Annotated in this window: 25 protein-coding genes and 1 pseudogene; 11 read left to right on the top strand and 15 right to left on the bottom strand. The window is 70.1% G+C overall.

The features are described 5' to 3' along the window. Positions 1-75: 75 nt before the first annotated feature. Genes BXA03_RS21790 through BXA03_RS21780 form a run of 3 tightly spaced genes read right to left on the bottom strand, consistent with a single transcriptional unit; the run spans position 76 to position 2,674 of the window. Entirely contained in the window at positions 76-660 is a 585-nt protein-coding gene (locus BXA03_RS21790) for a DUF4286 family protein (protein ID WP_076511288.1), read from the bottom strand. Continuing rightward, a complete protein-coding gene (locus tag BXA03_RS21785) occupies positions 653-1,690 on the bottom strand; it encodes a zinc-dependent alcohol dehydrogenase (protein ID WP_076511287.1) in 1,038 nt (345 codons plus the stop codon). The genes BXA03_RS21790 and BXA03_RS21785 overlap by 8 nt, the downstream gene beginning before the upstream one ends. Positions 1,691-1,708: 18 nt before the next feature. Beyond that, a complete protein-coding gene (locus BXA03_RS21780) occupies positions 1,709-2,674 on the bottom strand; it encodes a Bug family tripartite tricarboxylate transporter substrate binding protein (protein ID WP_076511286.1) in 966 nt (321 codons plus the stop codon). 123 nt (positions 2,675-2,797) lie between these two features. On the opposite strand from BXA03_RS21780, the gene BXA03_RS21775 reads away from it, so the two are divergent. Further along, positions 2,798-3,721 carry a LysR family transcriptional regulator gene (locus tag BXA03_RS21775; protein ID WP_159444738.1) on the top strand — a complete coding sequence of 308 codons (924 nt, stop codon included), beginning with the start codon at positions 2,798-2,800 and terminating at the stop codon, positions 3,719-3,721. A gap of 11 nt (positions 3,722-3,732) precedes the next feature. Here BXA03_RS21775 and BXA03_RS21770 read toward each other — a convergent pair whose 3' ends face one another. The 6 genes from BXA03_RS21770 to BXA03_RS21745 form a co-directional block, all read right to left on the bottom strand. Beyond that, on the bottom strand, positions 3,733-4,737 hold the full coding sequence (locus BXA03_RS21770; protein WP_083716241.1) for a zinc-dependent alcohol dehydrogenase family protein: 1,005 nt from the start codon (positions 4,735-4,737) through the stop codon (positions 3,733-3,735). Positions 4,738-4,769: 32 nt separating this feature from the next. Next, on the bottom strand, positions 4,770-5,348 hold the full coding sequence (locus BXA03_RS21765; protein WP_017762358.1) for an amino acid synthesis family protein: 579 nt from the start codon (positions 5,346-5,348) through the stop codon (positions 4,770-4,772). Positions 5,349-5,365: 17 nt separating this feature from the next. Further along, on the bottom strand, positions 5,366-6,334 hold the full coding sequence (locus BXA03_RS21760) for a Bug family tripartite tricarboxylate transporter substrate binding protein (protein ID WP_076511285.1): 969 nt from the start codon (positions 6,332-6,334) through the stop codon (positions 5,366-5,368). A 133-nt stretch (positions 6,335-6,467) separates the two neighbouring features. After that, positions 6,468-7,331, bottom strand: coding sequence for a fumarylacetoacetate hydrolase family protein (locus BXA03_RS21755; RefSeq protein WP_076511284.1), 864 nt, complete (start codon positions 7,329-7,331; stop codon positions 6,468-6,470). A gap of 69 nt (positions 7,332-7,400) precedes the next feature. Further along, on the bottom strand, positions 7,401-7,970 hold the full coding sequence (locus tag BXA03_RS21750) for a VOC family protein (protein WP_076511283.1): 570 nt from the start codon (positions 7,968-7,970) through the stop codon (positions 7,401-7,403). 50 nt (positions 7,971-8,020) lie between these two features. Next, complete coding sequence (locus BXA03_RS21745) at positions 8,021-8,731, bottom strand: GntR family transcriptional regulator (RefSeq protein ID WP_076511282.1); 711 nt, start codon at positions 8,729-8,731, stop codon at positions 8,021-8,023. 37 nt (positions 8,732-8,768) lie between these two features. On the opposite strand from BXA03_RS21745, the gene BXA03_RS21740 reads away from it, so the two are divergent. Continuing rightward, positions 8,769-9,359, top strand: a complete 591-nt coding sequence (locus tag BXA03_RS21740) for an NADPH-dependent FMN reductase (RefSeq protein WP_143476410.1) — start codon at positions 8,769-8,771, stop codon at positions 9,357-9,359. A 4-nt stretch (positions 9,360-9,363) separates the two neighbouring features. Here the strand turns inward: BXA03_RS21740 and BXA03_RS21735 are convergent, their stop codons facing one another. Continuing rightward, positions 9,364-10,281, bottom strand: coding sequence for a LysR family transcriptional regulator (locus BXA03_RS21735; RefSeq protein WP_076511280.1), 918 nt, complete (start codon positions 10,279-10,281; stop codon positions 9,364-9,366). 134 nt (positions 10,282-10,415) lie between these two features. On the opposite strand from BXA03_RS21735, the gene hpaH reads away from it, so the two are divergent. The 9 genes from hpaH to BXA03_RS21690 are packed head-to-tail and all read left to right on the top strand — an operon-like array spanning position 10,416 to position 20,320. Beyond that, entirely contained in the window at positions 10,416-11,222 is an 807-nt protein-coding gene (hpaH, locus tag BXA03_RS21730; protein ID WP_234983792.1) for a 2-oxo-hept-4-ene-1,7-dioate hydratase, read from the top strand. Beyond that, positions 11,222-12,025, top strand: a complete 804-nt coding sequence (gene hpaI / locus BXA03_RS21725) for a 4-hydroxy-2-oxoheptanedioate aldolase (protein ID WP_076511279.1) — start codon at positions 11,222-11,224, stop codon at positions 12,023-12,025. Before hpaH ends, hpaI begins: the two co-directional genes overlap by 1 nt. 2 nt (positions 12,026-12,027) lie before the next feature. Next, entirely contained in the window at positions 12,028-13,467 is a 1,440-nt protein-coding gene (locus BXA03_RS21720; RefSeq protein WP_076511278.1) for an FAD-binding oxidoreductase, read from the top strand. Beyond that, entirely contained in the window at positions 13,464-14,939 is a 1,476-nt protein-coding gene (locus BXA03_RS21715; protein WP_076511277.1) for an aldehyde dehydrogenase, read from the top strand. Before BXA03_RS21720 ends, BXA03_RS21715 begins: the two co-directional genes overlap by 4 nt. A gap of 21 nt (positions 14,940-14,960) precedes the next feature. Next, positions 14,961-15,827: a DODA-type extradiol aromatic ring-opening family dioxygenase gene (locus BXA03_RS21710; protein WP_076511276.1), complete on the top strand. Its 867-nt coding sequence runs from the start codon at positions 14,961-14,963 to the stop codon at positions 15,825-15,827. A gap of 20 nt (positions 15,828-15,847) precedes the next feature. Further along, entirely contained in the window at positions 15,848-16,792 is a 945-nt protein-coding gene (locus BXA03_RS21705) for a fumarylacetoacetate hydrolase family protein (RefSeq protein WP_076511275.1), read from the top strand. Then, positions 16,789-17,796 (top strand): 2-dehydropantoate 2-reductase, encoded by a 1,008-nt coding sequence (locus BXA03_RS21700; protein ID WP_076511274.1) that lies wholly within the window; start codon positions 16,789-16,791, stop codon positions 17,794-17,796. The genes BXA03_RS21705 and BXA03_RS21700 overlap by 4 nt, the downstream gene beginning before the upstream one ends. Continuing rightward, positions 17,793-19,250 carry an aldehyde dehydrogenase family protein gene (locus BXA03_RS21695; RefSeq protein ID WP_076511273.1) on the top strand — a complete coding sequence of 486 codons (1,458 nt, stop codon included), beginning with the start codon at positions 17,793-17,795 and terminating at the stop codon, positions 19,248-19,250. The genes BXA03_RS21700 and BXA03_RS21695 overlap by 4 nt, the downstream gene beginning before the upstream one ends. Positions 19,251-19,261: 11 nt before the next feature. Further along, entirely contained in the window at positions 19,262-20,320 is a 1,059-nt protein-coding gene (locus BXA03_RS21690) for an MBL fold metallo-hydrolase (protein ID WP_076511272.1), read from the top strand. A gap of 9 nt (positions 20,321-20,329) precedes the next feature. Here the strand turns inward: BXA03_RS21690 and BXA03_RS21685 are convergent, their stop codons facing one another. The 5 genes and pseudogenes from BXA03_RS21685 to gudD form a co-directional block, all read right to left on the bottom strand. Next, positions 20,330-21,247, bottom strand: coding sequence for an amidohydrolase family protein (locus BXA03_RS21685; RefSeq protein WP_083716240.1), 918 nt, complete (start codon positions 21,245-21,247; stop codon positions 20,330-20,332). Beyond that, positions 21,244-22,221 (bottom strand): tripartite tricarboxylate transporter substrate binding protein, encoded by a 978-nt coding sequence (locus tag BXA03_RS21680; RefSeq protein ID WP_076511271.1) that lies wholly within the window; start codon positions 22,219-22,221, stop codon positions 21,244-21,246. Before BXA03_RS21680 ends, BXA03_RS21685 begins: the two co-directional genes overlap by 4 nt. Before the next feature lie 70 nt (positions 22,222-22,291). Continuing rightward, positions 22,292-23,269, bottom strand: a complete 978-nt coding sequence (locus BXA03_RS21675; protein WP_076511270.1) for a Bug family tripartite tricarboxylate transporter substrate binding protein — start codon at positions 23,267-23,269, stop codon at positions 22,292-22,294. A gap of 32 nt (positions 23,270-23,301) precedes the next feature. Further along, complete coding sequence (locus BXA03_RS21670; protein ID WP_076511269.1) at positions 23,302-24,090, bottom strand: class II aldolase/adducin family protein; 789 nt, start codon at positions 24,088-24,090, stop codon at positions 23,302-23,304. A gap of 312 nt (positions 24,091-24,402) precedes the next feature. Next, positions 24,403-24,660 (bottom strand): annotated as a pseudogene (gudD, locus tag BXA03_RS21665) (glucarate dehydratase); the annotation flags it as partial.

The raw sequence follows: 24,660 nt of genomic DNA, 5'->3' as shown, positions 1-24,660 counted from the left end.
CGCCAGTCTAGCGAGCGTCCCGGCACGGCCCGCACAAGGCCGGCGCGGCTCAAGGGCTTTGGCGGCGCGGGACGCTCAATGCGCTATTCGCGCGCGCCGCAGCGGCAGAGGGCGGCAGCGGTCCTCATCGGCCGCCAATGAGGCCGATGCGCCCTCGCGCACCATCAGCCAGCAACCCTCGACTTTCGAGGCCTGCCCCGACGCCATCCACGGCAGGCCCGGTGCCTGCGGCAGGTGTTCGGCCACCAGCAGCGATGCCGGCGCATGCGCCGGCATCGGCGCGGCATCACCGCCGGTGCGGACATGCACCGGCCCTTCTGCCCACCCGGCCGCCACATGGTGCAGCCGACATACCCAGCGCGCGACATTCCTCAGGTGTGGCCGCATGCGCGCACTGGCCGGCGTGGGATTCGCCAGCAGATGCCGATAGGCTGCACTGTCCAGCACCTCGGCCGAGGCCAGCGCATACAACGTGAGGTAGCGCGGGCGCAATGCCGGCGCCATGGCCGCATAGCGTCGTGCGTCCAGGATGCCGGGCACCGTCAGCCGCTCGGGCACATGCTCGTTGGCATGCCAGTCCTCGTAGTCGGCTTCCACTTCCGGATCGACGTCGTTCCACAGCGCCAGCAGCGCGCCGGCGCCCGCGAACTCGTCAGCCATCCGAGGGCTCCGGCGCCAGCAGCACCTTGCAGGCCTTCTTGCCATGCGCCAGGGCGAAACCTTCGGCCGCCTGCGACAGGGGCAGCACATGGCTCACCATCGGCGCGAGCACCGGAGCGAGTTCCTGCATCAGGTCGAGGGCGAGCGGCCAGTCCGACTCCGGCGGCCGGAAGGAGCCGCGCAGCTGGTGCTGGTTGCGCACCAGGGGGGTGAGGTCCAATGTCAGCGGGCGGGCATGGATGCCCGTGACCACGACCACGCCATTGCGACGCAGCAGTGGCAGGGCCTCCTGGATGGTCTCGGGCACGCCGGTGGCCTCGAACACCACGTCGAAGCGCTGGCCGTCCATGAACGCAGCGATGCCGTCGGCCAGGCTGCCGCGGGCCACGTCCACCTGCTGGGTGAAGCCCATGCGCTTCAACGCCTCCAGGCGCACGGCATCGTCGAAGCCACTGACCACCACCTGCGCCGCGCCGGCCCGCCGGGCCAGGGCGGCGATGCCCTGGCCGATGGTGCCCGGGCCCATCACCAGCACGCGCGCACCCTTCACGTCACCGGCGATGCGCAGGGCCTGCATCGAGATGGTGAGGGGCTCCGTCAGCGCGGCCAGTTCGTCGCTCACGCCATCCGGCACGGGCACGCAGTTGCGCTCAGGAACACGCACCCAGGCCGCGAAGGCGCCGTCGCGCGTCATGCCGATGCCGCGGCGCTGCTCGCAGCGGTCGAACTCGCCGGCGGTGCAGACCGCGCACACGCCGCAGGTCACCGAGGGCCGCACCACCACACGGCGGCCGGCCAGCGGCCCGGCCTGTGCCACGCCCACGAACTCGTGGCCGATGGTCACGGGCAGCGAGGGCGCGATGAAGGTGTAGCTGGAAGTCCAGTCGTCGACGTGCAGATCGCTGCCGCAGATGCCGGCGGCGCGCACTCGCACCAGCACCTCGCCGTCCCGCCCATCGGCGGACTGCGGCGCGGGCACCTCCACCAGGTCGAGGCCGGCCGCCGCGCGGGTCTTTCTCAAGGCTTGCATGGTCAGGTCTTCTTCCGGTCAGTCCAGACGGATGCCGGTCTTCTGGATGATGGCGCCCCACTTGCTGCGCTCCTGCGCCATGAAGCTGGCGAGCGCCTGGGGCGTGCCGCCGCCGGGCACCAGGCCCTGCTTGGCAAACGCGGCCTGAACCTCGGGCTCCTTCAGTGCAGCGTTGACATCGGCGTTGACCTTGGCGACGACGGCAGCGGGTGTGCCTGTCGCACTGAACAGGCCGTTCCACGCCAGCGCCTCGAAGCCGGGATAGCCGGACTCGGCGATGGTGGGCAGCTGCTCCATGCCTTCCATGCGCTTGGCACTGGTGACGGCCAGCAGCCGGATGCGCCCGCTGGCCACCAGCGGCAGCAGGGCCGGCGCCACGGTGAACAAGGCCTGCGTCTCGCCCGACGCCAGCGAGATGCCCGCCGGCGGCGAGCCGTTGAAGGGCACATGCGTGGCCTCGAAGCCCGCCGTGGTGCGCAGCAGCTCCATGGTGAGGTGCGAGGAGCTGCCCGCGCCGACAGAGCCATAGGCCACGCCATTGGGCTGGGCGCGCGCCCAGCTCACGAACTCCTGCACGGTCCTGGCCGGATGGCTGGCCGGCACCGCCAGCACGTTGGGCTGGGAGGAGGTCATGACGATGGGCGCCAGGTCCTTGACCGGGTCGTAGGCCATCTGCTTGTACATGAAGGGCGCGAACGCGATGGGCCCGTTGAAGCCGATGCCCAGCGTGTAGCCGTCGGGCGCGGCCTTGGCCACCGCGGACATGCCGAGCATTCCGCCCGCGCCGGGCTTGTTGTCGACGATCACGGGCTGGCCCCATCGGCTGCTCAGGCGGGTGCCGAGCGTGCGCACGATGAAGTCCAGCGAGCTGCCTGCCGGCGCCGGCACCACCACCTTCACAGGCTTGGTGGGCCAGGACTGGGCAGCGGCATGCAGGGTCAACAAGGGAAAGAGCGCGAGGGTGAGGATGCGCTTGATGGTCATCGGGGTGTCTCCGTTCGGGCCACCTCGGAGCGGGCGGCGATGGCGCGGATTCTTGGTGCCCGTGTTCGATACGTCCAGCACCGAATCGCTATGCTGCGCATACCTGGCAGGTATGGAGACACCATGAACATCGAGCTGCGCCATCTGCGCTACTTCATCGCCGTGGCCGAGGCGGGCAACCTCAGCCGCGCGGCGCAGAAGCTGTTCATCGCGCAGCCGCCGCTGTCGGTGCAGATCCGCCAGCTGGAAGAGGCAATGGGCACCGCGCTGTTCGTCCGCCATCCCAAGGGCGTGCACCTGACCGAGGCGGGCGAGGCGCTGCTACCCGAGGCACGCGCCGTGGCGGAGCGCGTGGCCGGGCTGCGCGCCTGGATCGCCGGCGCCACGCCGACGCGCCGCCTGTCGCTGGGCTTCGTGCCCTCGGCCGGCAGCACGGTGCTGCCGCAGCTGCTGGCGACGCTGCGTGCGGACGACCCCAGCCTGCAGTTCGAGCTGCGCGAGATGATCAGCAGCGAGCAGATGGACGCCCTGGCCAGCGGTCTGATCGACCTGGGCGTTGCGCGTGCCGACACGCGCCATCCGCGCATCACGACGCTGGCACGCATGCTCGACCCGTTCTGCGTCGCCGTGCCCGCCGCGACCCGCGCCCCGCGCGGCAGCACGGCCGACCTGCGCGACTATGCCGAGGCGGATTTCGTGGCCTTCACCCGGCATCGCGGCCCGGCCTACTTCGACCAGGCGATCCACCTGTGCGCTCAGGCGGGCTTCTCACCGCGGATCCGCTACGAGGCGAGCACGGTGCACGGCGTGCTCGACCTCGTCGGGGCCGGTCTGGGCGTGGCGCTCGTGCCCGCGAGCTGCGTGTTGCTGGCGGCGCCGCGCGTACGGCTGCGGCCGCTGGGCCTGACCCAGAAGAGCGCCGTGCTCACCCTCCTGGGCCGCAAGGTCGCAGGCTCACCGCCGCTGCTCGGGGAAGGTGCGCTGCAGCGCGCCGCGGCCCTGCTGGACGGCCTGCGCGAGCGCACGGCCGCCAAGCTCGGCCAGTGAGGGGGGTTTCCTCAAGGCACCAGCACGAGCTTGCCCTGCACCGCGCCGGCGTCCAGCAGCGCGTGCACCTCGCGCGCCTGTGCGAGCGGGTAGGTCGTGGTTGGCGATGCCTTCACCGCGCCGTCGCGCATCAGGCCGATGGCCGTCTCCATCAACGCGCGCCGCTGCGTGCGGTCGGCGTCGAAGGTGTGGATGGAGAAGGTGCGTACCGCCAGGCTGCGGCTGAGCAGCGAGCGCAGGGTCTGGAACACATCCTCGGCCGGCGGGCCGCTGGCGATGTTGTACGAGATGGCCGTGCCCATGGGCGCCAGCGCGCGGATGCAGGCGATGAGCAGCCGGTCGCCCACGTGGTCGAAGGCCAGGTCCACGCCGCGGCCGCCGGTGGCGGCCATCACCCGCTCGGGCAGGCCGGCCGGATCACCATCCACCAGCGTGGTCACGCCATGGGCCAGCGCATGGGCCTGCTTGGCAGGCGTGGAGGCGGTGCCGATCACCGTCATGCCATGGTGCGCCGCCAGCTGCGTGAGCGCCGTGGCCACGCCGCCGGCTGCACCGGGCACGAGGATCGAGCGCACGGGCACGCCGCCCTGGGTGCCCAGCAGCATGGCCTGCGCGAGCTGGACATTGCCCAGGCTCACGGCCTCGGTGTCCGAGATCGCATCGGGCAGCACGAAGGGCGCATCGGCCGGCACCGCGATGTACTCGGCATAGCAGCCGCCGCGCTGCGGCAGCTCGCGGGCACTGACGAACACGCGCTGGCCGACGCGCTCCGCCGGCACGCCCTCGCCCACCGCCTCGATCACCCCGGCCATCTCGTTGCCGGGAATGGCCGGCATGGGCGGCATCCACTTGTAGATGCCCTTGCGGATGAGCACGTCCGGCCCGCCCGCGCCGATGGCACGCGCGCGCACGAGCACCTGCCCCGGCCCGCAGGCGGGCACGGGCAGATCGACCTGTTCCAGCACCTCGGGGCCACCGGGCACCCGCAGCTGGATCGCCTTCATCGTCATCGCCATCGTGGGTCTTGCTCCTGCGGCTCGGGCTGCACTCAACGCTGGCCGTCGTGGACCGAGACCTGCTCCTTGGTCAGGCCGCCCAGTCGGGCATGCACCCGGCCACCGGTGCCCATGACCAGGGCGAAGAGGATCTCGTCCGGACGGGGTGCGTCCTGGATGCCGACTTCCATGCTGTTGAAGTGGCTGCGCACGTAGGCGGCGTGGATGTAGTGCAGCGGCACCATCAGGCGGTAGCCCGTGGCGGCCACGGCCTTGGCGGCCGGCACGATGGCCTTGGGCTCGCCCAGTACCGCGCGCATGGCCCAGCCGCCGGCCTCGTGCCAGACGGCACCGTGCTCCATCTCCCCGTTCACGCCCACGATGGCGGCCTTGCTGTAGACCTCCACCTGGTCGCGGCCCAGCGTCTCCACCAGCTCCGTCGCGAGCGAGGTGCCCAGCGAGCGCAGTTCGGCCATGAAGGGCATCAGGTCGGGCTCGTAGCGCCCGGCGTACGGGTTGCGGATGACGGCGCAGGCGGCCGCGAGCTTCAGCGGCCGGTCGGCCACCGGGCCGCCCTCGTGGTAGATGGTCTCGACAGTCAGGCTGCGCTTGCGGATCTGGATCAGGGACATGGGAGCACCTCGCTCGTTCATTGCTTGGGAATCTGGGCCTCGTTGACCACCACGGTCCATTTCTTCAATTCGCTCTGGACCATGGCCGTCATCTCTTCGGGCGTGCTGCCACGCGCTTCGCCGCCGATGTCCTCCAGGCGCGTGCGCACCTGCGGCTGCTGCAGTGCCTTCTGCACGGCGGCGTTGAGCTGGTCGACGATGGCGCGGGGCGTGCCGGCCGGCGCCATCAGCCCCGCCCAGGACGTGACTTCGTAGCCGGCCACGCCCTGCTCCGCCACGGTGGGCAGTTCGGGCATCTGGCCCCAGCGGCGCGGACCGGTGGTGGCGATGGCGCGCATCTTGCCAGCTTTGATGTTGCCCATCACGGCGGTGGGCGGCGCGATGATGAACGGTACCTCGCCCGACAGCAGCGCGGTGACCGAGGCCGCATCGCCGCGGTAGGGCACGTGCAGCATGCGCGCACCCGACATCTTCACCAGCAGCTCGCCGGCCAGGTGGTGCGTGGAGCCGATGCCCGCCGTGCCGTACGACACCTGCGCGCCCGGCGCGCGGGCGGCCTTGAGCAGGTCGGCCAGCGAGGTGTAGGGCGAGTCCGCCTTCACCACGAGCAGGAAGGGGAAGAAGGTGATGGTCGAGATGCACTCGAAGTCCGCCACCGTCTGGTAGCTGAGCTTGTTGTAGAGCGCCCCCGCCACCGCATGGCCGCCGGTGGCCAGCAGCAGCGTGTAGCCATCGGGCTTGGCCCGCGCCACCGCGCCCGAGGCGATGGTGCCGCCGGCGCCGGTCTGCGCTTCGACCACGAAGGGCTGGCCCAGGGTCTTGCCCATCTCGGCACCCACCACCCGGGCGATGGTGTCGGCATTGCCGCCGGCCGCAAAGCCCTGCAGCACGCGGATGGACTTGTCGGGATAGCCCTGCGCCAGGGCCGTGAAGGGGAAGCTGCAGGCCAAGCCGAGGCCTGCAGCGAGAGCATCTCTACGCCGCATGATGGTTGTCTCCGTTGAAATTCTTGTGTCTCGCGCCGCCAGCTGCCGGCGGGCGATGTGTCGCGCACCCCGGCCGGGATGCGCCGCACTCAGGGGCATCGACCGCGCGGTGCGCGCCGTCGATGCCGGGGCTTCAGGCCTGCTGGACGATGGGGTTGCGCAGGGTGCCGATGCCTTCGATCTCCACCTCGCAGACGTCGCCCGGCTTCATGAACTGCGAGGGCTTCTTGCTCCAGCCCACGCCGGCCGGCGTGCCGGTGGCAATCACGTCGCCGGGGCTCAGGGTGAAGATGGTCGAGGCGTAATTGATCAGCGTGGGGATGTCGAAGATCATGTGGCCGGTGTGGCTGGACTGCACCACCTGGCCGTTCAGGCGGGTCACCAGCTTGAGCTCGCGGCCGGGCGCGATCTCGTCGGCCGTCACCATCCACGGGCCGAAGCCGCCGGTGGATTCGAAGTTCTTGCCCGAGGCGATCTGCTTGGCATGGAACTGCCACTCGCGCACGCTGCCGTCGTTGTAGCAGGAGTAGCCGGCGACATGCTCGTAGGCCTTGTCCTTGGGGATGTCGCGGCCGCCCTTGCCGATGATGACGGCCAGCTCGCCTTCCCAGTCCAGAGAATCCGACACCTTGGGATTCACGATGGGCGCGTTGTGCGCCGTCTGCGAGCGCCATACGCGCAGGAAGATGGGCGGCATCTCCGACAGCTCGCGCTGCATGCCGGCGGCCAGCACCTCCTGGTGGTGGTCCATGTAGTTGCGCACGGCGCAGACGATCTTCTCGGGCCGCGTGATGACCGGCAGATAGGTGATGTCGGCCAGCTTGGCCACGACCGGCAGGCCTTCGACATGCTGGGCGGCCTGCAGGTAGTCGCCCGAGGCGATGTAGTCGAGCAGCGTGGCCTGCTGCGGGCGGGCCTGGCCGAGGTCGACGACGCCGTCGCCGACGACGGCGCCCCAGGTTTCACGGCCTTGGTGGAGGAAGGACAGCAGTTTCATGGGTGCTCCATTCGAGTGGGAAAGAGATGAGGACGAAAGGGTGCGGTGCCACGGCAGGCGCCGCGGGGGTCACGCACGCACGGCAGAGGCAGCAGCAGCGGGGGCCTTGGCCTGGAACTGGGCCTGCCATTGGTCCAGCGGCATGAAGGTGGGATCGGCACGGCAGATGGCCTCGGTCTCGCGCATCAGCGTCTCGTCGTCCTTGTCGAGGTCGAGCGGGTCGCCGTGCGGCTGGGCCACGTAGAAGGGCATGTCGACATACACCTCGACGGTGTTGCCTTCGGGGTCGCGCATGTACATCGACAGCGCGTTGCCGTGGTTGAGGCCACGCACCTCGGTGGCGCCGCGCTCCCGTGCGCGTTGCGTCACCTCGCGCAGGTGCTGGATGCTGGGCACGACGAAGGAGATCTGCATCACCGTGCTGAAGCTCGCGTCCGCGGGCCGGCCCGAAGCCAACACCAGCTGGTGGTGCTGGTCCTCGCTGGCGCTGGTAAACACCAGCTCGTTCTTGAAGGTGCGCCCCACGCCGCGGTCCGTGATCGTCAGATCGAAGGTCTCGGTGTAGAAGGCCACCATCTTCTCCAGGTCGGTCACGAAGATGCCGAAGTGGGAAGGCGTGGGCCGCAGGACTTTGAGCATTTGGGTTCTTGTCTCCGTTGTTGTCTCGAATGGGTCGCCGCCGAGTGCAGTCAGGGCGGCGGCGGGTCGTTCAGGATGTTCTCGACGTTGCGCTGCGTGCTGAGCATGTGCTCTTCGAGCAGGGCGCAGGCGGTGTCGGCGTCGCGCCGCAGGGCGGCGTCCATGATCCGGCGGTGCTCGTTGGTCTTGCGCTTGGCCACCTTGCGGAAACGCCCGCTGAAACGCCGATAGCGCTCGGCCTGGTCGAACAGGCTTTCGCCCCAGCGCCGTTGCCGCTCCGAGGGACAGGCGGCCAGCAGGGAGAGGTGGAAGGCGCGGTGCAGCTCGGACCAGTGGTCGTCCAGGATCACCGGGCCATCGGGCAGGCGGGCCTCGACCAGCTCCAGCCGGTGGAAGGCCGCCACCACCTCGCTCTCCCAGCGGTCGTCGCCGTGCTGGATGGAGTCGCGCAGCGCCGGCACGTCGAGCATCAGGCGCATGCGGGTGATGTCGGCCATGTCCTCGGCCGACAGGGGCGCCACGCGGAAGCCACGGCGCTCGTCGGCGCGGACGAGCCCTTCCTGCGCCAGCCGGCTCAGGGCTTCGCGCAGCGGACTGCTGGAGAAGCCGTAGGCGTTCTGCAGCTCGTCCACCTTCAGCTTGACGCCCCCGGCGTAGGTGCCGCTGAGCACGTCCTGCCGCAGCCGGGCAAAGGCCTGGTCCACCAGCGTGGGTTCGCGCAAGACGACATCCGTTTTTTGCATGGACGCGATTTTATGCATAAACTTTTCTTCCGTGCATAGTTCAATGGATCGATCGATGAATGTTTTTTCTGGCACCCAGCCGGCCGCAGCGATTCGCCTGCTGGCCATCTCCGGCAGTCTGCGCCGCGCCTCGCACAGCACCGCGGTGCTGCGCCACATGGGAACGATGCTGCCGGCAGAGGCCGAGCAGCGGCTCTTCACGCTGGAGGAGATACCACCCTACGACGGCGACCTGGACGGCCCCCAGCCGCCCGCCGCCGTCGCGGACCTGAAGGATGCCATCGCCCGGGCCGACGGCCTCGTCATCTGCTCGCCGGAATACAACTACGGCATGCCTGGCGTGCTGAAGAACGCCATCGACTGGGCCTCGCGCCCGGCCTTCGCCTCGCCGCTCAAGGGCAAGCCCGCGCTGGTGATCACGGCATCGCCCGGCGCCCTGGGCGGGGTGCGGGCCCAGGCGCAGATCCGCGATGCGCTGGCCGCCACCCTGGCCCGCCCGCTGTCGCGGCCCCATGTGGCCATTCCGCTGATCGCGTCGCGCTTCCAGGATGGGAGGTTGAGCGACGCCACGACGCAGGAGATGCTGCAGACCGCACTGGCCGACCTGCTCGCGGAGATCCGCCTGCTGGCCGCCGCGCGTGGCTGAGGACTCAGTCGTCCTGCTTCTGCCAGCCGGGCAACCACTGCAGCAGGTGGTCGGCGAAGGCCTCGGCGGCCGGCGGCAGGGTGCGCACCGTCGAGCGGTAGAGGCAGACCGTGCGCACCGTCTCGGGATCGACCACGCGGCGCATCACCAGGCCGAGGGGCCTTGCCACCACGCCCACGTAGGCCGGCGCGAGCGTGGCCGCCAGCCCCTGGGCGGCGATGCCCAGGGCGGTGGAGACGTTGTCCACCACGTCGACCGGCTCCACCCGCGCATCCGCGGGGGCATTGACATGCATCTGCGACACGCTGCGCTCATGGTCGCGCCCCGCCGCCACGAGGGCATGGCCGTGCAGGTCGGTCCAGCGCAACTGCCTGCGGCGCGCGAGCGGGTGGGCCTGTGCGCACCACAGCACCCAGCGGCTGTCGAAGACGGGTGCACGCTGCACGCCCTCGCCCGTGGGCCGGTCGGGCCCCACCGCCAGGTCGACGTCGCCGGCCGTCACCGCATCCACCAGCTGGTCGACCGGCAGATCCTTCACCCGCACCACCACGCGCGGCCGAAGGGCCTGGAAGGCGCCGATGGCCGCCGGGATGGCCGTGCCGGCCAGCACCTGCGGCGCCCCGACCCGCACGATGCCTGCCGCCTGATGGCGCACATCCGAGGCCGCGATCTCCGCCGCCTGCACATGCCGCAGGACCGTCTCGGCGGGCCCCAGGAAGTGCTGGCCCGCGCTGGACAGCGCCACGCGCCGCGTGGTGCGCTCGAACAGGCGGAAATCGACGATCGCCTCCAGCTCGGCGATCAGCTGGCTCACGGCCTGCGCCGTCAGCCCCATGCGCTGCGCCGCGCCGGTGAAGCTGCGCTGCTCCGCCACGGCGACGAAGGCCTCGAGCTGGCGAAGGGTGTAGCGGGTCAGGGCCATCGGTCGATTATCAAGCGCTGCTTGATCACTGTTCCAAATCCATTGCTTGTGGCGGACGGCCAGCCTGCCGAGACTTCACCTTCATCAAATCGGTGTCCTGCCGCCCGTGGCAGGACGATCCAGGAGACACACCCATGACCGACATGCAGGAGCGCAACCGCGCGCTCGCCCACGAACTCATCGAGGCCGAGCGCACGCGCCAGCCCGTGGAGCACTTCAGCAAGCGCCTGTCCGGCATGACCATCGCCGACAGCTACGCCATCCAGCGCGAATGGACGGCGCTCAAGCTGGCCGGTGGCGACACCATCGTCGGCCGCAAGATCGGCCTGACCTCGCGAGCCATGCAGATCGCCTCGCAGATCACCGAGCCCGACTACGGCGTGCTGCTGCAGAGCATGGTGATCGACAACGGCACCGAGGTGGAGGCCGCCCGCTTCCTGGTGCCGCGGCTCGAAGTCGAGTTCGCCTTCATCCTCGCCAAGCCGCTGCGCGGGCCCAACGTCACGCTGTTCGACGTGCTCAACGCCACCGACTACGTGATCCCGGCGCTGGAGCTGATCGATGCCCGCATCGAGCAGTTCGATCGCGTGACCAAGGCGCCGCGCAAGGTGCTGGACACCATCGCCGACAACGCCGCCAGCGCCGGCATCGTGATGGGCGGCCGCCCGATGCGCCCGGACCAGGTGGACTGGCGCTGGGCCGGTGCGCTGCTCTTCAAGAATGGCGTGATCGAGGAATCGGGCCTGGGCGCCGCGGTGCTTAACCATCCGGGCAACGGCGTGGCCTGGCTCGCCAACAAGCTCGCGCCCTACGGCGAGGGGCTGGAAGCCGGCCAGATCGTGCTGGGCGGCTCCTTCACCCGGCCGGTGCACTGCGCCGCCGGCGACACCTTCCACGCGGACTACGGCCCGCTGGGCTCCATCTCCCTGAAATTCGTCTGATGACCTCCACCGTGAACACGTTCAAGGCCGCACTGGCTGCACCCGGCGCTCAGATCGGCCTCTGGCTCGGCCTGGCCGAACCCTACACCGCCGAGCTGTGCGCCACCGCCGGCTTCGACTGGCTGCTGGTCGACGGCGAGCACGGCCCCAACGACCTGCGCTCCATGCTGGGCACGCTGCAGGCCGTGGCGCCCTACCCCGCCCATCCCGTGGTCCGCATTCCGCACAGCGACGCGGCCCTGGTCAAGCAGGTGCTGGAGATCGGCGCCACCACACTGCTGGTCCCGATGGTGGAAGACGCCGAACAGGCCCGCGGCCTGGTGCAGGCCATGCGCTATCCGCCGCAGGGCATCCGCGGCGTGGGCAGTGGCCTGGCGCGCTCCTCGCGCTGGGGCGCCGACGCGCAGTACCTGCAGACCGCCAACGACCGCATGTGCCTGCTGGTGCAGGTGGAAACCGCGTCCGCCCTGTCGCGCATCGACGAGATCGCGGCCGTGGAAGGCGTCGATGGCGTATTCATCGGCCCTGCGGACCTGTCGGCCTCGATGGGCCTGCTGGGCCAGCCTGGCCATCCGGACGTGCGCGCGGCGATCGAGCATGCATTCGCCCGCATCCTGGCCGCCGGCAAGGCGCCGGGCATCCTGGCCACCGACGAGACGACCGCCCGCCACTGGATCGGAAAGGGCGCACGCTTCATCGCCGTGGGCGTGGACGCGACCCTGCTGGCCCAGGCCAGCCGCGCCCTGGCCCGCCGCTTCAAGGAAGCGCCGCCGCCCGCCGCCGGCAGCACCTCGGGCTACTGAGCATGCAGGCCGCACTGGACGAACTGCGCCAAGCCTTCGCCGGCCGCCTGCTGCTGGACGAGGCGGACAAGGCGCCCTTCCTGACCGACTGGCGTCGCAAGTGGACCGGCCAGGCCATCGCGGTGGCCCAGCCCGACAGCGCCACCGATGTGGCCGCGGTCGTGCGCTGGTGCGCCCGGCACCGCATCGCCGTGGTGCCGCAGGGCGGCAACACCGGCCTGTCGGGCGGCGCCACGCCCGACACATCGGGTCGCACGCTGGTGCTGTCGCTCACGCGCCTGAACAAGGTGCGCGCCATCGACACCATCAACAACACGCTGACCGTGGAAGCCGGTGTCACGCTGCAGCAGGTGCAGGACGCCGCGCGCGAAGCCGGCCGGCTCTTCCCGCTGAGCCTGGCCGCCGAAGGCACCTGCACCATCGGCGGCAACCTGGCCAGCAATGCCGGCGGCGTGCAGGTGCTGCGCTACGGCAATGCGCGCGAACTGTGCCTGGGCCTCGAAGCCGTCACGGCACAGGGCGAGCTGTGGGACGGCCTGCGCGGCCTGCGCAAGGACAACACCGGCTACGACCTGCGCGACCTTTTCATCGGCAGCGAAGGCACGCTGGGCGTGATCACCGCCGCAGTGCTCAAGCTGCACCCGCTGCCCGCGGCGCAGGTGGCCGCCTTCGTCGCGGTGCCCGACCCGGCCGCCGCATTGCAGCTGTTGCAGCTGGCCCAGTCGCGCCTGGGCGCCGGCCTCACGGCCTTCGAGCTGATGAGCGACACCTGCATCGCGCTGGTGGAAAAGCACGTGGACAGCGCGCGCCTGCCGCTGGCCGAGCGCTCGCCCTGGTACGTGCTGCTGGAAGTCAGCGACAACGTGGACGAAGCCCATGCCAGCGCAGCCATCGAAGGCCTGCTGGAAGCCGCGCTGGAGCAGGAGCTGGCCACCGACGCCGCCCTGTCGGCCACGCTGGCACAGTTCCAGGCCCTGTGGGCGCTGCGCGAGGACATCTCCGAATCGCAGGGTGCCGAGGGCCGCACCATCAAGCACGACATCGCGCTGCCCATTTCCCGCATCGCCGACTTCATCGCCACCATGGGCGCGGAGATCGAGCGCCGCTGGCCGGGCGAACGGCTCGTCGTCTTCGGCCACCTGGGCGACGGCAACCTGCACTACAACCTCTCGCCTGCCGCCGACCGGCTGGGTGCCGAGCACCGCGCCGCCTTCGAGGCCCTCGAAAAGCCCATCAACCAGTGCGTGCACGACGCGGTCGTGGCCCATGGCGGCTCGATCTCGGCCGAGCACGGCCTGGGCGTGCTGCGCCGCGACGAATCCGCGCGCCACAAGTCGGCGGTCGAGCTGCGCCTGATGCAGGCCGTCAAGGCCGCGCTCGACCCGCACGGCCTCATGAATCCCGGCAAGTTGCTGCCACCCAACCAGGAGCATTCCGAATGACCACTTCCCTGCTGGACGTAGCGGGCGTCAAGGTCTCGCCCGACCACTACATCGACGGCCGCCGCGTGCCCTCGGCCACCACCTTCGAGCTCTTCAGCCCCATCGACCAGAAGCCGCTCGGCCGCATCGCCGAAGGCCTGGAGGACCACACCGAGGCCGCCATCCAGGCCGCGCAGCGTGCCTTCCCGGCGTGGAGCGCCATGAGCGCGGCCGAGCGCCTGCCCTACCTGGAGCGCTTCGCCGAGGAGATCGGCAAGCGTGCCGACGACTTCTGCCGACTGGAGAGCACCGATGCCGGCGTGCTGCTCTCGCGCATGCGCCACGGCGTGGTGCCGCGGGCCATGCTCAACATCCGCTGGTTCGCCCAGCATGCGCTGGAGCTGCAGAACCGGCCCATCGACACCGAGCAGGCCCACCACATCGTGCGCCACGACCCGGCCGGCGTGGTGGTGATCATCACGCCGTGGAACGCGCCGCTGATGCTGTCCACCTGGAAGCTGGGCCCGGCCCTGGCCGCGGGCAACACCTGCGTGCTGAAGCCGCCAGAGTGGGCGCCGCTGACCTGCTCGCTGCTGGCCGACTGCGCCGACGCGGCCGGCCTGCCGCCGGGCGTGTTCAACGTGGTGCAGGGCACTGGTGCCAGCACCGGCGCACGACTGGTCGGTGATGCGCGCATCGCGCGCGTCTCCTTCACCGGCAGCGTGCCCACGGCCAAGTCCATCGCGCAGGCCGCCGGCGCCAACCTGGTGCCCTGCAGCCTGGAGCTGGGCGGCAAGAGTCCCTTCATCGTGCTGGAAGATGCCGACCTCGACGGCGCCGCCGCCACCGGCGCGCTGATGTACCGCAACGCCGGCCAGGTCTGCCTGGCGGGCACGCGCTTCCTGGTGCACGAGAAGGTGGCCGAGCGCTTCATCGCCACCATGCGCAGCCACGTCGAGAAGCTCAACGTGGGTGACCCGCGCGACGAGGCCACCGAGGTGGGCCCCATCATCCATCCGCGCCAGGTGGCGCGTGTCGAAGGCTTCGTCCAACGCGCCGTGGCGGCCGGTGCCGAGCTGCTGTGGGGCGGCGAGCGTCACGGCTTCGGCGCCCAGTACTTCAAGCCCACCATGCTCACGCAGGTGGCGCAGGACAGCGAGATCGTGCAGAACGAGGTCTTCGGCCCCGTGCTCACGCTGCAGACCTTCGCCAGCGACGAAGAGGCCATCGCGCTGGCCAACGGCACCGACTACGGCCTGGGCGGCGTCTGCTACGGCGAGACCGGGCACGCCACCGACATCGCCAAGCAGGTGCGCACCGGCTTCATCTGGGTCAACAGCTTCGGCATCCGTGACCTGGCGGCGCCCTTCGGCGGCATCAAGCGCTCCGGCGTGGGCCGCGAAGGCGGCGACTGGAGCTTCGAATTCTTCTGCGACATCAAGGACGTCGTGGTTCCCAAAAAGCCGTTCAAGGCGAGCTTCAGCCACCGCTGAACGCACTCAGGAGACATATCCATGGGACAGATCGTTGGATCGGCCATCGTGTCGCATCATCCCGGCCTCATGCAGTGCGAGGAATTCCGCCGCCTGCAGGGCGCCGGTGAAGACTCGGACCTGATCGCCGGCTATGCCCGGCTGCGCGAGCGCATCGCGGCAGCCAGGCCGGACGTGATCATGATCTTCGACAGCCACTGGTTCACCACCGGCTACCACCTGGTGGACGGCGGCGCGCGCTACAGCGGCACCTACATCTCCGACGAGATGCCCTGGTACCTGCACGGCGTGCCCTTCGCCTACCACGGCCATCCGCGGCTGGCACGGGCGCTGGAGACCGCCTCGCGTGCACGCCAGGGCTACGTGCGCGTCATCGACCACCCCGATCTGGGCCGGCACTACGCCACCGTCAACCTGGTCAAGCACTTGCGGCTGGAGCTGGACGACACGCCGGTGGTCACGGTGAGCTCCTGCCAGAACTGCCGCTGGGAGCAGTTCGTCCAGTCCGGCGAGGACATCGGCGAGGGCATCCGCGCCAGCGGCCTGCGCGTGGTGTTGCTGGCCTCGGGCGCGCTCAGCCACAAGTTCAACGGCATCGACTGGAAGCCGAACCATCCGCGCATCTTCCACGAGAGCAACGTCTCCTCGCCCGAGAACATCGAGAGCGACAAGGGGGCCATCGCGCTGATGGCCGAAGGCCGCCACGACCTGATCCTGGAGCGCTGGGACGGTGAATACCGCCGCAAGCCCTGGGAGGCCTTCGGCGCGCACTACCTGCAGATGCTGGGCGCCATGGGCGGCGCCGACTGCCGCGCCAAGGGTGAGGCCCTGTCCGCCTACGAGAACGCCCGCGGCACCGGAAACATCCACGTCTGGTTCCCTGCCTGACCCCCCACACAAGAATCGCCATGAACTTCGAATTCCCCCTCCAGAGCCTGCCCGCCGTGATGCAGGGCCCCCGCGTTGAGCGACGCCGCGTCCTCATCGGCGGCAGCGCCTTCTGGGGCACGATGGTGGAAGCAGGCGCCGACGCCGGCCGCCTGCGCCTGGACGACGGCCGCATGCTGGACGCCGACGCGCAGACCTACCTGCCGCCGGTCAACCCGAGCAAGATCATCGCGGTGCACATCTCCTACAGCTCGCGCAGCATGGAGACGCGCAACAAGCCCAAGCCGACCGAGACGCCCACCTATTTCACCAAGCCGCCGACCTCGCTCAACGGCCACAAGGGCCAGATCCTCAAGCCGGCGGACTGCAAGTACCTCAACTACGAAGGCGAGTACGCCGTGGTGATCGGCCGCACCTGCCGCAACGTGACGCCCGACGAAGCCTGGGACTACATCGAAGGCTTCTGCCCCGCGCTGGACATGGGCCTGCAGGACTTCCGCGACACCGACCAGGGCAGCATGCTGCGCGTGAAGGGTGCGGACACGCTGCTGCCCATCGGGCCCGGCATCGTGCGCGGCGTGGACCTGTTCGCGCAGACGCTGCGCACCACGGTGGACGGCCTGGTGGTGCAGGAAGCGCACATCGGCGAAGAGACCATCTGGGGCCCGCACTACGTGATCGCCGACATCGCCCGCCACATCACGCTGATGCCCGGCGATGTGATCCTGATGGGCACGCCCTGCCATTCGCGCAGCGTCAACCCCGGCAACGTCGTGGCCTGCGAGATCACCGGCATCGGCCGCGTGGAAGGCACGGTGGTGGCCATCGACGCGCCGCGCGCGGCGGCCCTGGGCGTGGGCCATGCGCCCACCGACAGCCCCGAGGTGCGCCGCGTGGCGCTGGGCTTCGACGAGCGCGTGCCGGAACACTTCAAGGCCAACCTTCGCACGGCCAAGGGCGAATGATCGGCAAGGTCTGCATCGTCGGGGCGGGCGCCATCGGCGGTTTGATCGGCACCCGGCTGGCGGCAGCCGGCCAGGCCGAAGTGAGCGCCCTGGCGCGTGGCGCCACCCTCGAATCGCTGCGGCGCGACGGCTGGCAACTGCAGGCGGCCGACGGCGAGCGGCTGCAGGTGCCCACCCGCGCTTCCGACCGGCCGGCCGAGCTGGGCCCACAGGACTTGGTCGTCATCGCGGTCAAGGGGCCGGCGCTGGCCAGCCTGGCGCCGACGCTGGGGCCGCTGCTCGGCCCGAACACCCTCGTGCTGCCCGCGATGAACGGCGTGCCCTGGTGGTTCTGTCAGCGCATCAACGGCTTCGTCGAGACCGGCCTGCGCAGCGTCGACCCCGAAGGCCGCATCGCCGCGGCCATCGGCTATGAGCGCGTGCTGGGCGCCGTGGTGCATGCCAGCGCCTCCACGCCGCAGCCCGGCGTGGTCCGGCACCGCATGGGCCGCGGCCTGATCGTGGGCGAGCCCGACGGGCGGCCCAGCGAGCGCGCCGACGCGGTGGTGTCGCTGCTCGCGCGCGCGGGCTTCGACGCCACCCGCAGCGACGATGTGCGCTCGGCCATCTGGTACAAGTTGTGGGGCAACCTCACGATGAACCCGGTGAGTGCCATCACCGGCGCCACCGTGGACCGCATCCTGGCCGACCCGCTGGTGCGCGACTTCTGCTCCGCCGCCATGCAGGAAGCCGCCCTCATCGGCCGGCAGATCGGCTGCCCCATCGACGAAGCCCCCGAGGCCCGCCACGCGGTGACGGCCAAGCTGGGCGCCTTCCGTACTTCCATGCTGCAGGACGCCCAGGCCGGCCGGCCGCTGGAACTCGACGCCATCGTCGGTGCCACCCATGAGATCGGTCAGCGGCTGGGGGTCGCCACCCCCGCCATCGGCGCGCTGCTGGGCATGGCCCGGCTTTTCGGCCGCGTGCACGGCCTCTACCCCGAACCCTCACCTTCACCCGCATGACCACCAACACCCACGGCAACTACATCGGCGGCGAATGGACCGAAGGCCAGGACGCCGCCCAGAACATCAACCCGTCGGACACGCGTGACGTGGTCGGCCTCTATGCCCGCGCCAGCCGCGCCGACGCCGAGGCCGCCATCGCCGCGGCGCATGCCGCCCAGCCCGCGTGGGCTGCGCTGTCGCCCCAGCAGCGCGCCGACGCGCTGGACCAGGCGGGCAACGAGATCCAGGCCCGCAAGGCCGAGCTGGCCGAGCTGCTCGCGCGCGAGGAAGGCAAGGCCCTGCCCGACGCGCTGGGCGAAGTGGTGCGCGCCGCGCAGATCTTCAAGTTCTTCGCCGGCGAGGCCCTGCGCGTCGGCGGCGAGCTGTTGCCCTCCACCCGCCAGGGCATGAGCGTGGAGATCACGCGCGAGCCGGTGGGCGTGGTGAGCATCATCACGCCGTGGAACTTCCCGATCGCCATCCCGGCCTGGAAGATCGCGCCCGCCCTGGCCTATGGCAATGCGGTGGTGTTCAAGCCAGCGGACCTGGTGCCGGGCAGCGCCTGGGCACTGGCCGAGATACTCAGCCGCTGCGGCCTGCCGGCCGGTACCTTCAACCTGGTGATGGGCCGGGGCCGCGAGATCGGCGACACCCTGCTCGAAGACCCGCGCGTCTCGGCCGTCACCTTCACCGGCTCGGAAGCCACCGGCCGCAAGGTGGCGCAGGCCTGCGTGTCGCGCCCAGGGGCCATGGCCAAGTTCCAGCTCGAGATGGGCGGCAAGAACCCGATGGTCGTGCTCGACGATGCCGACCTGGAGGTCGCCGTGTCCTGCGCCATCAATGGCGCCTTCTACTCGACCGGCCAGCGCTGCACCGCGTCCTCGCGCCTCGTCGTCACCGAAGGCATCCACGACCGCTTCGTGGCCACCATGGTCGAACGCATGCGTGGCCTGGCCGTGGGCGACGCACGCGCACCCGGCACCGTGATCGGCCCCGTCGTCGATGCCAAGCAGCTGGAACAGGACATGGACTACATCCGCATCGGCCGCGAGGAAGGTGGGCGTCTGGTGGCCGGCGGCGACGCCCTGCCCCAGGTCGACGGCAAGCCGGGCTTCTACTTGCAGCCGGCCCTGTTCACCGAGACCACCAACGCGATGCGCATCAACCGCGAGGAGATCTTCGGCCCCGTGGCCACGGTGATCCGCGTGCGCGATGCCGATGAGGCCCTGGCGGTCGCCAACGACACGGCCTTCGGCCTGTCCTCGGGCGTGTGCACGACCTCGCTGAAGCAGGCGGCGCGCTTCAAGCGCCAACTGCAGGCCGGCATGGTGATGGTCAATGCGCCGACGGCTGGCGTGGACCCACACGTGCCTTTCGGTGGCCGCAAGGCGTCGAGCCACGGGCCGCGTGAACAAGGTCGCTACGCCGCCGAGTTCTACACCACCGTCAAGACGGCCTACGTCCAACCCTGAGGAGATCGCCCATGGCATCGTCGTTGTTCAACTTCCTGCGCTCCGCCGCCGATACGCCGTCCCTGCCCGAGGGCGCGGCACTGAGCCGGCGTCGCCTGCTGGCCGCGGGCTGCCTCTGCTGCGCCCTTCCCCTGGCCGGTGCCCAGACGAAGGGTCCGCTGCCGGCCGCGGCCCAGGCCCACCTGGACGCGGCTCGCCGCGCCGCGGGCACCGACCTGCTCGCCTACATGCGCCTGGGCGACGGCATCTCGCCCACGCCGAGCGCACCGCCGGTGTCGCCCGACGCGCTGATGGCGATGCCCGCACCCGCGCCGGGCTGGGCCTTCGACAACCTGGGCTTCGTCGGCAACAAGTGGGTGAGCGCCTGGGGCATCGCCACCTCGGAAGGCCTGGTCGTGATCGACGCCATGGACAACGACGACGAAGCACGGACGCTGGTGGCCGCGGGCCTGCGCAAGCTCGGGCAGGACCCGGCCACGATCCGCGCCGTGCTGATCACGCACGGCCACGGCGACCACTACGGCGGCTTCGCCCATCTGAAGTCCCTTTCGGGCGCACGGGCCGCCATGAGCGAGGCGGACTGGACGATGACCGAGACCAAGCTCGAGTTCGACCGGCCCGACTGGGGCCGTCCGCCCAAGCGCGACATGGTGCTCAGGGAAGGCGAGACGCTGACCTGGGGCGACACCAAGGTCGACGTGCTGCTGACCCCGGGCCACACCATGGGCACCGTCTCGCTGCTGTTCGACGTGCGCGAAGGCACGCGGCGCCACCGTGCGCTGCTGTGGGGCGGGACCGCCTTCAACTTCCAGCGCAGCCCCGACCGCATGCAGCGCCTGCAGGCCTACATCGACCAGACCGAGCGTGTGCGCAGCCTCGTCAAGGCCCAGGGCGTGGATGTGTTCATCTCCAACCACGACATCTTCGACGAGGCGGTGAACAAGCTGCAGGCCCGCCAACAGGGCGGCGCCGCCCGCAACCCCTTCGTCATGGGCACCGACAACGTCGTGCGCGCCCTGACCGTGATGAACGAATGCGCCCGCGCCACCCAGGTGGTGTGGAACGCCTGAGCCGGCCGATTACGCGAAGCCGTAAAGCTGCGCCGGGTTGTCGACCAGGATCGCCTGGCGCACCTGCACATCCGGCACCCAGTCGCAGAACTGGTCCACCAGGTCTGCATCGGCGGGCACCTGTGCCGGCGCAAAGAGGGCGGGATGCGGCCAGTTGGTGCCGAAGACCAGCCGGTCCGGGCGGACGTCGACCAGCGCCTGGACCAGGGGACGCATGTCCTCATGGCCAGGACCCGCCTCCGAGCGGCGATACCAGCTGGAGACCTTGACCCAGCAGTCGTCGCGGCGCTGCAGGATGCGCAGCATGGCCTGGAATCCCGGATGGTCCACGCCCTCGTTTCCGCGCACGCAACCCAGGTGATCGAAGACGAGCGGAACGGGCAGCCGCATCAGCGATGCTTCCAGCGCGGCGATCTCGGCGGCGCGTTCGAAATGCAGTTGCAGGTGCCAGCCCAGCGGCTGGATGCGCGCGGCGATGCCTGCCATCGCATCGCTGCCGCCGTAACCCTTCACCAGTGTCGACACGCGCACCCCACGCATGCCGCCGTCATGCAGGGCATGCAGGTCGGCCTGCGTGGTCGATGCCGCGATGCCGGCGACCCCGCGCGCCCGCTCCTGGCCCCATTCGGCGATGAGGTCGAGCGTCAGGCGGTTGTCCGCGCCATAGATGCTGGCGCTGACCTGCACCGTGCGCGTCAGGCCCAGAGACCGGCACAGCTGGGCATAGGCATGGCGGTCGGCCGGCTGCGGGGTGTACGAGCGCTCACCACCCCATGGATAGCGCGACGGATCCTCGAAGACATGGCAATGACAGTCGGTGGCGCCCGGCGGCAGCCGATGGCGCGGCGCGCGGACCGCCGGCAACGGCGGCAGGCACAGGGGCGGCGACGCTGCCGCCATGGCCGAGGGTGACAGGCGCGTCGTCATCGGGCCTCGACGCCCGCTTCCTTGACCACGCGCGACCACTTGGCGATCTCCGTGCGCAGCAGCGCATCGAAGTCGGCGCCACTGCCCGTCACGACGTCGGAGCCCAGCGCCTCGAACTTCTGGCGGATGTCCGGGGCCTGCAGCACCTTCGCCATGGCGCCCTGCAGACGGGCGATCACGGGGGCGGGGGTGCCGGCCGGCACCATGAGGCCGGCGGTGGTGCTGGCCTCGAAGCCGGGCAACCCGGACTCGGCCAGGGTGGGGATGTTCGGGACGATGGCCGAGCGCCGGGCGGTGGTCACGCCTATGGCGCGCAGCTTGCCGCTGCGGATCTGCTGCAAGGTCGAGGCGAGCTGGTCGAAGCTCGAGTCGACCTGGCCGCCCAGCAGGTCGGCAATCGCCGGCGAGCTGCCCTTGTAGGGCACGTGCAGCAGCTTGACGCCAGCCTGGATCTGGAAGAGCTCGGCCGTCAGATGCGCTGCGGTGCCGCTGCCCGACGAGGCCACCGTCACCTTGCCCGGATTGCCCTTGGCATGGGCGATGTAGTCCGCGACGGTCTTCACCGGCAGCGCGGGGTTCACCACCAGCAGCAGCGGAGCGCGTGCAATGGGCGATGCGGCCACCAGGTCTTTGGCGGGATCGAGCTTGATCTCGGGATTCAGCGCCTTCGAGGTCGCGAGCGCGCCGGAGGAGCCCAGCAGCAGCGTGTAGCCGTCGGCCGGGCCGCGGGCCACCAGCTCGGAGCCCAGCACCCCGCCGGCGCCGGCCCGGTTGTCGACGACGACCGGCTGGCCGAGCTGCTCGGACAGGCCCTGGGCGACGATGCGTGCCGTGGCGTCGATGTTGCCGCCCGGCGTGAAGGGCACCACGAGGCGCAGCGGCCGGTCGGGGTACTCGGCGTGCGCGGCGGCAAGCAGTGCGCCGCCCAGCGCACCCACCATCAGGCCGCGGGCGATGCGGGCGAAAAGACTCATGCTGATGTCTCCTGTGTCGTCATCGAAAGGTTCGCGAGGCCGGACGAGGTCCGGCCCGCGAGGTGCACGCTCATTCCGCGGTGGCGCCGGAGTCGCGCACGATCGCCTTCCACTTCTCGTGCTCGCGCTGGGCGAAGGCGCCGAATCGCTCGGGCGTGCCGCCTGCGGGCTCGGCCCCTTCGCGCACCAGCTGTTCCTCCAGCGAAGGCAGCGCGTCGTTGACGGTCTTGTTGATGAGCTGGATGACGGAGGCCGGCGTGCCCTTGGGCGCGAAGAAGCCGAACCATGAACTGGCCGAGAAGCCGGGGAAGCCCTTCTCGGCCACGGTCGGCACGCCAGGCAGCGATCGCGAGGGCTGGTCGCCAGACACGGCCAACGCCCGCAGCTTGCCCGCGCGGATGTGCTGGATCACCGTGGGCGCGGTGGCGAACATGAACTGCAGCCGCCCCGCCAGCAGGTCGGTGAGCGCATTGGCGCCCTTGTAGGGCACATGCACGGTCTCGACACCGCTGCGCTGGCTGAGCATGAAGCTCGACAGGTGCGAGGACGTGCCGACCCCGGTCGAGCCGTAGGACAGCTTGCCTGGGTTCGCCTTGGCATAGGCGATGAACTGCGCAAGATCCTTCGCCGGCACGCTGGGATGCACGACCAGCACGTTGGGCACATCGGCGATCTGCACCACCGGCACGAGGTCCTTGAGGGGGTCGTAGGGCAGGTTCTTGTAGAGGGTCTGGTTGACCGTCATCGGGCCGACCGAGTTGACGATCAGCGTATAGCCGTCGGGTGCTGCGCGCACCACCATCTCGGTGCCGATGTTGCCGCCGGCGCCCGGCTTGTTGTCGATGACGAAGGGCTGGCCCAGCTTCTCGGTGAGCTTCTGCGCCGTCGCCCGGGCCAGGATGTCCGTGGTGCCGCCGGCCGTGAAGGCCACGATCACCCTCACGGGCTTGGTGGGATAGGCCTGGGCCATGGCCCCGGCGGACAGGGCCAGCGCCGCAGCGCCGGCCAGCAGGCGGCGGCCCAGCCGCGAAAGGGTGAGGGGGTTCATCGCGATGTCTCCAATGTCGTGGTCGTTGTTCGTCAGAGCGCGTAGCTCGGGTCCAGCCGGTCGAGCTTGCGTCGCAGGGCGGGCCACTCCATCACGCCGTAGGGCCGGCGTGTGCCGGGCTGGTACTGGTTCCAGGTTTCTTCCAGCACGGGCGCAGGCACGGGGCGAAGCGGCACGCCGCAGGCCATCGCACCCAGCTGGGCACGGCACGCGAGTTCGAGCCGGTGCATCCAGTTGAAGGCCTCGCCCACGGTGCGCCCCACGGTCAGCACGCCGTGGTTGCGCAGGATCAGCGCCTCGCCCTGGCCCAGGTCCTCGATGAGCGAGGCCTGCTCCTTGGTGTCCAGCACCACGCCCTGGTACTCGTGGTAGCCGACCTTCAGGAAGCGCATGGCGGTCTGCGTGATGGGCAGCAGGCCGCAGTCGAGCGCGGACACGGCCATCGAAGCCCAGCTGTGCGTGTGGATCACGCAGGCGACCTCGGGCCGCGCCTCGTGCACGGCGCTGTGGATCACGTAGCCGGCCTTGTTGATGCCGTAGCCCAGCGCGCCGAAGTCGGGACTGGCCAGGATGGTGCCGGCGTGGTCCACCTTGATGAGGCAGGAGGCCGTGATCTCCTCGTACATCATGCCGTAGGGGTTGATGAGGAAGGCCTCCTCGCCCGGCACGCGCATGGAGATGTGGTTGGCCATCATGTCGGCCATGCCGTAGAGGTCGATCAGGCGATAACAGGCGGCCAGATCGACCCTGGCCTGCCACTCTGCCTCCGAACAACGGTCGCGCATCGAAGCGACCTGGACCCTGCCGTCTTGGACCTGCATGAGATGCCCTTCTTCCTGGAAAGAGGGTCATCGTCCCCGGTCATCGGCGGCCGGTCCAATCGCTAATGGTGCGGGCGTCATGCCCTTTTTTCATTATCAAAACGGCTTATGTTTTGATAGCGAAGAGCAGGATTGCAGTGTTGCCAGCGCTGAACTGGACAGAAGCAGGGGCAGCGAGCCGCGAGGTCCTAGGGTGGGGGCGCTGGGGACACGATGCACCAGAGCCCATGTCCGCCGAGGCCGCGTACCTTCTTGATGCTGTTGAGGACAACGCTCGTGGCTGCGGCTGGCCACGACGGAGGCCGCGTCGGCTCAGCGCACCATGGCCGGGCGCTTGTTGTCGAACTTCCAGCCCGGGATCAGGTACTGCATCGCGATGGCGTCGTCGCGCGCACCCAGGCCGTGCTGCTGGTAGTGGGCATTGGCACGCTGCAGGGCGGCCCGGTCCACCGTCACACCCAGGCCGGGGGTCTTCGGCACCTCGACGAAGCCGCCGCGGATCTGCAGCGGGTTCTGCGTGAGGAACTGGCCGTCCTGCCAGATCCAGTGCGTGTCGATGGCCGTGACCTT

This window comes from Pseudacidovorax sp. RU35E, from assembly GCF_900156165.1.
Classification (GTDB): domain Bacteria; phylum Pseudomonadota; class Gammaproteobacteria; order Burkholderiales; family Burkholderiaceae_C; genus Xenophilus.
This window is presented reverse-complemented; position numbering and strand designations above follow the sequence as displayed.